Annotated in this window: 3 protein-coding genes; 1 reads left to right on the top strand and 2 read right to left on the bottom strand. The window is 44.3% G+C overall.

Going from position 1 to position 6154, the window contains the following annotated elements; genetic code table 11:
- Positions 1-3044: transglutaminase-like domain-containing protein (locus tag KDK17_RS18255; protein ID WP_257288737.1), on the top strand; the 3044-nt coding region annotated here is incomplete at its 5' end.
- Positions 3045-3069: 25 nt separating this feature from the next.
- On the opposite strand, the gene KDK17_RS18250 is transcribed toward KDK17_RS18255, so the two are convergent.
- Together KDK17_RS18250 and KDK17_RS18245 are read right to left on the bottom strand one after the other, a co-directional pair.
- A complete protein-coding gene (locus tag KDK17_RS18250; RefSeq protein ID WP_257288736.1) occupies positions 3070-5064 on the bottom strand; it encodes a hypothetical protein in 1995 nt (664 codons plus the stop codon).
- A gap of 275 nt (positions 5065-5339) precedes the next feature.
- Positions 5340-6154: hypothetical protein (locus tag KDK17_RS18245; RefSeq protein ID WP_257276482.1), on the bottom strand; the 815-nt coding region annotated here is incomplete at its 5' end.

The following is a 6154-nucleotide window of genomic DNA, read 5'->3' as shown; positions in this document are numbered from 1 at the left end:
TAATACGACGCAGTCATCTCAACAGTATCGATGAAAAACGCCATGAAATTCGTATTAAGGCTGATCCGGATGGAGAGAAAGCCAGAACGGAAATAATCAGTAGGGTTGCTCAGGCCAGGTGGCAGGCGTCCGGTCTTTCCCTGAAGCCGGACCCGTCCGACGATACGCTCACCCGGGCACTTTATCGATACTGGCAGCAAAGCTGGTTTGATCGTGAGTATGGTCAGACTGGCGTGGACGCCAATTGCGTGTTTCCTCTGACGGAAGAAGAAAAACAAACGCTGGAATTATCGCCTTCCCAACCTTATCTTCGGGAGGTTGATCAGCGGATAAGCGCATGGAACTCCAATGCGGTTCGATTGTGGCCTGCGTTCTGGCATCAGATAAGTGATGTGCAGAACCATTGGGTTGAGGGTTCTGAACAATACATCCCAATGGTTCACGGGAAAGAGCGTAATACATTAGACCGGAGAACGAACTTTGAGCATCGGGCGATACCAGATGTTAAGGATTATAAAGTTTTTAATACGCAAGACTTTCCTTCCGCAATGTATCGTTGGAGGGCAAAGGATATTGATGTGACTGCTGAGGGTGAAATCAAGCTGACCGAGATGGCTGATCAACACATTCAGGGGTACGATGTACTGATCCCGGACCCATTACCAGAACATGCCCGGGAAATGACTTTAGCCAGCGGAACGCTGGCGACTCTGTGCATGTCATCGCACAATGGTCTATATGCCTTGCCCAGCCTGACGCCTGACGACTACATCGTGGCCTTGAGTATTAAACCCGATTTGCCATTTATCCTGACCAGGGACGTATACACCGGGCTTCATACACTGACTCTTCGCAGGGCCGGGGACATCCGGAGTATTCAATGTGCCTATGTCGTAGAACCGAGAGAGCCGGACAGAATAATACCTTTCAGAGAAGCCTGTTCAGAACAATCAACCCGTTCAGACACCCGCTGCTCAGAAGGTATGAAAGCCGTACTGGACGAACTGTTTGAGACCATTAGTGACCAACACCCAACCGAAATACACCCACCCGAAATAAAGGCGCTTTTGCTGACAATAAAAAACACTGACGACACGATGCAACGCATTGAAGCGATCAAACACTATTGCAAACTGTTTACCGGTGAGACGGCACCGGAGGACGGTGTCAATTTCTTTAAATTCCTCGTAACACAACGACAAGGTAGCTGTCGTCATCGTGTGCCTGTTTTTGTTGCTTTTTGTCGTTACTTCGGGATTCCATGTCGGCAAATTCAGAGCTTTATCCACGCCTTTGCCGAGTATTCCGCGGATGGAGGCCAAACCTGGGAATCGGTGGATTTGGGTGGGGCACCGGCACCTTTGATCGCAATCACCCATGACTTCCTGCCCACCAGGAACGTCGGTGGTTTCAGCAATGTGTCAAAGAATATTAATGCTCTCCTGAAAGATCTTCTGAAAGATGCTGATTCAGCACAACAGCATGCTCTGGCTGAAGCCTGCGGTATGAGCCTGGAACAACTGAACAAAGCCCTTGATAGAAACAGTGCATGGCCAGCAACAAATCTGAGAATCACCAATATAATAAATAACCTTTGGGAGAGAAAAGATTTAACCGGTCTTTCCATGGGCGTCTCACTGATACAGTCTCTGGAGACAAAAGCATTGGGCGAGGAAGAGATGGCATTGATCAGCCCTGTGTATTCGAGCTACTGTAAACCCGCACCAATGCCGGAGGCAGTAAAACAGATATTAGCCGTCAGTGATGAAGATCAGGTCACTGAACTCCTCAAGTCTCTCTATTCAAAAATGATTGATCAGGCTGGAGCAAGCCCTCACCTGTGGTTGAGTTCAATACTGCGCATATTGCAGCAAGACAGTGACCTGGCCAAGTCTTCGTTTATCCACTTTGCCCGTGAAGCCATGGAATCGGGTTGGCTGGACCCACTGCCGACCTATGAGAATAACGGTATGTTGAACTGTGCTCTTCACGGACTATTGGTGTCTCTGGAAGCGGTCGATGAACTGAAGGTTAAAGCCGCCCATTGCCTGAAAAAGTGGTACAGGGTGTTATTGTCCAGAGAAAAAAGTAGACGGATATGGCGGTTGGCTTATGAAAGCTTCCAAATGAAAGAAGGGGAGACCTTATTCGTGACTCATTGTCATGATGGGTTTTCGCCATCCCTTGAAGATAAAATTAAACGCTCATCTATACAAGCTGCCTGGACGGACCAACCTGAGGGCATTCCGAATATAGAGCGTATGTTGGTGCACTATCCTGCATTTAAGCAGTTAACCTCGGGCAAAGCGAACCACCGTCCGGTGATTATCATGGGGAAACCTTTCTGGTATAAAGGAGTGATTCATGAAAAGACCGAGGCCCTGTTTCAGCTAAGCGTTGAGAAAAACTTCGACTTGACGTACCTAATGGAAAAATCCAATCAATATGATGCAAAATATGAAGAATACATCCATGCTCTGAGAATCTGTGAGATAAGAACATTATTGGATAGAACCAATTCTCTTCCAGGCTACGTTAAATCACTGCCTCCTCATCAGCGATCTCGATTTCAAAAAGAAGAACAGAAAAATGAGAATGATATCAAAAACGAATATGGACCTATTCTTGATCGCCTTGAATTGTCACATGAGGAGCAAAAGCTTTTCCGGGACTTAAAAGACATATGCAAGCGGGCGATTCGTCAAGCCTTCGCGCATTACCTGTATGAAGTGACGCACTCGAAAGGCGGCTGCTTAACGTATTGTTGGGTTGGTGCTTCCATTGAGGCTCACGATACGGTCAGGGACAGATGTGGCGCTTATGATCCATCCTCGCCTGAGGAGCTTTATGCCATGATGTCTGCAATTGATAACCCTGACGCGTTTCAGACATCTGTTAATAATGCCTACTTGCGGGAGGCATTCAACGCCAGTAACGCGCTTGTGCTCAAATCCGATGAGTTGACAGAAATTGCCATAGAGTTTTCAAGTAGCGTGAATTTGAATTCGATTTGTAACTCACTGTATGCTGGATTAATGCAATAAGTGCAATGTAAGAGCCGGTTGGCGCTTATAATTTCTTATTCAATATCGTGTCGAATATAACCAGGGGAGCAACACCCGCTTGTCTACCTTCCTCATTTGCTTGAATCGTTAAGCCGTATACCCGTTCATCTCCAGCCACTTTAAACTCCCACAATGGCACATCCTTATATCTAAAGCATTTGTAGCCTGTAGCGCCTCTTTCATGGGGCGCATAACGGCCTGTTTCATGAATGCTTTGCATTTTTTCAATGGCATCATCGGATATTGTACTTTTGATTGCATCTGATGAAGGATCAAAATAGGCATAGGCAACGATGTTTTTTGTATCCGTTTCTTTACCGGATGGGGTAAAACCTCTTTTGTAAATTGGCCTGATGCATTGGTGGTTTATCGGTATATCCTCTTTCCACGGCCTCACAGGCAGCTCGTCTTTTGGCATAACGATATCCTTGATTTTAGCTATTGCTCCAATATTTTGTTTGGGTCGCTTATTTTTCCTGATTTGCTTAAAGTCATGATAGTTTGGTAAAGACACGTGTTCCCAGTCGTTGGGGTACAGATTCAACTTGATGCTGGTCTTGCTTGAAATCGCTGCGTCTTCAGCAGTGTCGCACTTATCCATAGATTTTTTGATGTCCACTGGCATCTTCAGTTTCTCGGTTCTGATTATTTTTTCTAATATGCGACTAGTGTCTATTTTTTTTCTGGCGGCGAAGTAACGGGTTATTTTTCTTGGCAAAGGAATCAATGCAAGCGAAGAACCTATCAGGCTCAGACAAGATGCTAAGTAAGTTACAGACAGTAAATTAAGTAACTTCATACCATAGCTTTTCTTGTTTGCTTCTCTCCTGGCTCTGACTCTTTCAGCAAGCTCCCTGGCTTCAGTCCACTTTTGCTCGTTGAGGCAATCTTGACGATCCTTCATGCATTGACGGAACATTTTTTTTATTTCTACAGAGCTAAGAATGGCTTCTGATTTTTTAATCTGGGAATCAATGTATTTTCTGTGCTGCAGAATATCCTCTTTTTTGCGATCACTATTAACTTTTAATGCAGTTGATGTCTGTCTTTCTAAATCATTAAATTTGCTTTTTAATGATCGTAATAAGCCTACACATACAGTCCTGCGTCCTTTTATTAATTCGTCCAGTTCTTTAGCATAGGCTTGATAATCTCCGGATTCTTTCTGATACATGAAAATTTCTTTTAATGCCGTATCGTAGCTGTCGAGTTCATCAAACAGGCCTTTCATGCAGGGGCTTAAAGGAAAGAGATCATACTTTTTTAGAACAGTAAATTGCTTATGATCATAAACAAGCATTCCGAAATCATTGTTGTGTATTTTGATGTATTGGTTAGTCTGTTCCAGAATCTTTTTTAACTCTAACGCCTTGGACTCCATACGGACGAGGTCTTTATATTTTTTTATGACAGGAACTGTTTCAGGGTTCTTAATACCAAGGACCAGACTGGTCTCGTCTGATTTTTTATAAACACCGGTCATTCTGTCCGCTGGACCGATCTGTTCCATCAGGGTTGGTTTCTGACAGGATTGAGACTGACTTTCTCTTTCAGGCGCTGATTTTTTTTTGTGGATGGTTTCTTTGGGGGCTGAGCACGTATCTGCCAGACACGCCTTCTGTGCATCATCTTTTCGGCCTGTTTCCTGTAATTTTGCGACCCATTCTGAAAAGCCAGCTTTTGGGCAAGTGTTGAGTTCAGCTGTTGTTGGGGATGCCATACTGCACGTGTCACTTTTTCCATTGCCTTTTGCAGACACACTCTGTAAACCTGAAAAAAGACCAAGAGCAAAAACAAAACGTTCTGTTATCGACATAGCAGTGAATTTTTTGCCATGGATTGCAGCCGTATTTTTCTTACTGGTTTTTTGGAGGGGGGCGTTTTCTCTTACTTCTCGGCGACCCCATTGTTTTTTCTTGTCCAATTTTGTGGATTGTTCTGGCACAGTGCCAGATCCACCATGGATTATGGCGCAATGATTGGAAACAGGGAGTGACATCGTGATTCTCCTTAATATATAAACGTCATGTTCAGGACAAAACAATTAATTCTTGTCTGATTGAAGGTATAGATTGCTTTATTTCAGTAAAGTTCCTTTGTTGCATATGTTTTTTAAACAATGATAAGCAAAGGATTAACTGTTCTGGTTTTCGTGAGGGCAGACTTCGGTATTTCCCCGCCGGAATTCCGAAGTCTGTATGAGGATGGTATCAGGGAGTGAGCTAATCCCAGCCTGGTACTCAGGTCATGTCAGGTAGCTTATGAGCAATGCCCTCATGACAGCTCATCATCCTCCTGGTCAGTAACTATTCCAAAATGTGCGCCTATGCTTAACGAAATTGAATGGTTACGATGTATTGGATCCAAAGGTGGCCGAAATGCTTCTGTAAATGTTTTTACACATTGATCAGTGTGAGGGTTTTCTATTTTTTCCTGAATTCTGGTTTTTAAACCGTACATATAATGACGCCCGGCATCAAAGACCGTTCGTTTAACCGGCCATGAACTCACTATATGTTCAGGAGGAATGCCTGTCGTGAGTACTTCTTCTGCAGACGTGATAGAAGTAGTGTGTAGCCCCCCTCCCGTCAGATCTGCAGCTGTTTTGCAAATGTCGATACCGGTATTGACATAACACTGATAAACATAGGTGCTGTCTTCCTCCCAAGGCTCAGGCAAGTCGTCCGTCTCATGCTGCGATGAAAACCATGGGAACCAAGTTGCGACCGCAATGTTGCGGCTGGTATTGATGATGTTATTTTGTGAGTCATTCACCAATTGGCAGTTGCCAATGCATAGTCCATATGTTAGATGATAGGGGCTCAATTTCGTATTCAGCAAAGCTTCAAGGAAGTCATTATCGTTAATTGAATCCGAATCATCTGATTTTCGATTAAATCCTGTTTTGAAGATGGTTTCCGGAGGTCTCGAATCGCCTCTGTATACAATGCCGATATGGGATGGTGTTTTCAGAGTTGGAATAAACTCAAACTGACCCTTATGTTGCCATAATCGATTGTGCTTAAAATAGACGTTTTCAGCTTCTGGCAGGTAGGTTTTTTCCGGGTTTCTTGCAGAAACCTGGCGGG

The sequence above is a fragment of the Endozoicomonas sp. SESOKO2 genome, assembly GCF_024606245.1.
Classification (GTDB): Bacteria; Pseudomonadota; Gammaproteobacteria; order Pseudomonadales; family Endozoicomonadaceae; genus Endozoicomonas_A.
The sequence above is the reverse complement of the archived record's forward strand: the minus strand, read 5'-3'. Positions and strand labels throughout refer to the sequence as shown.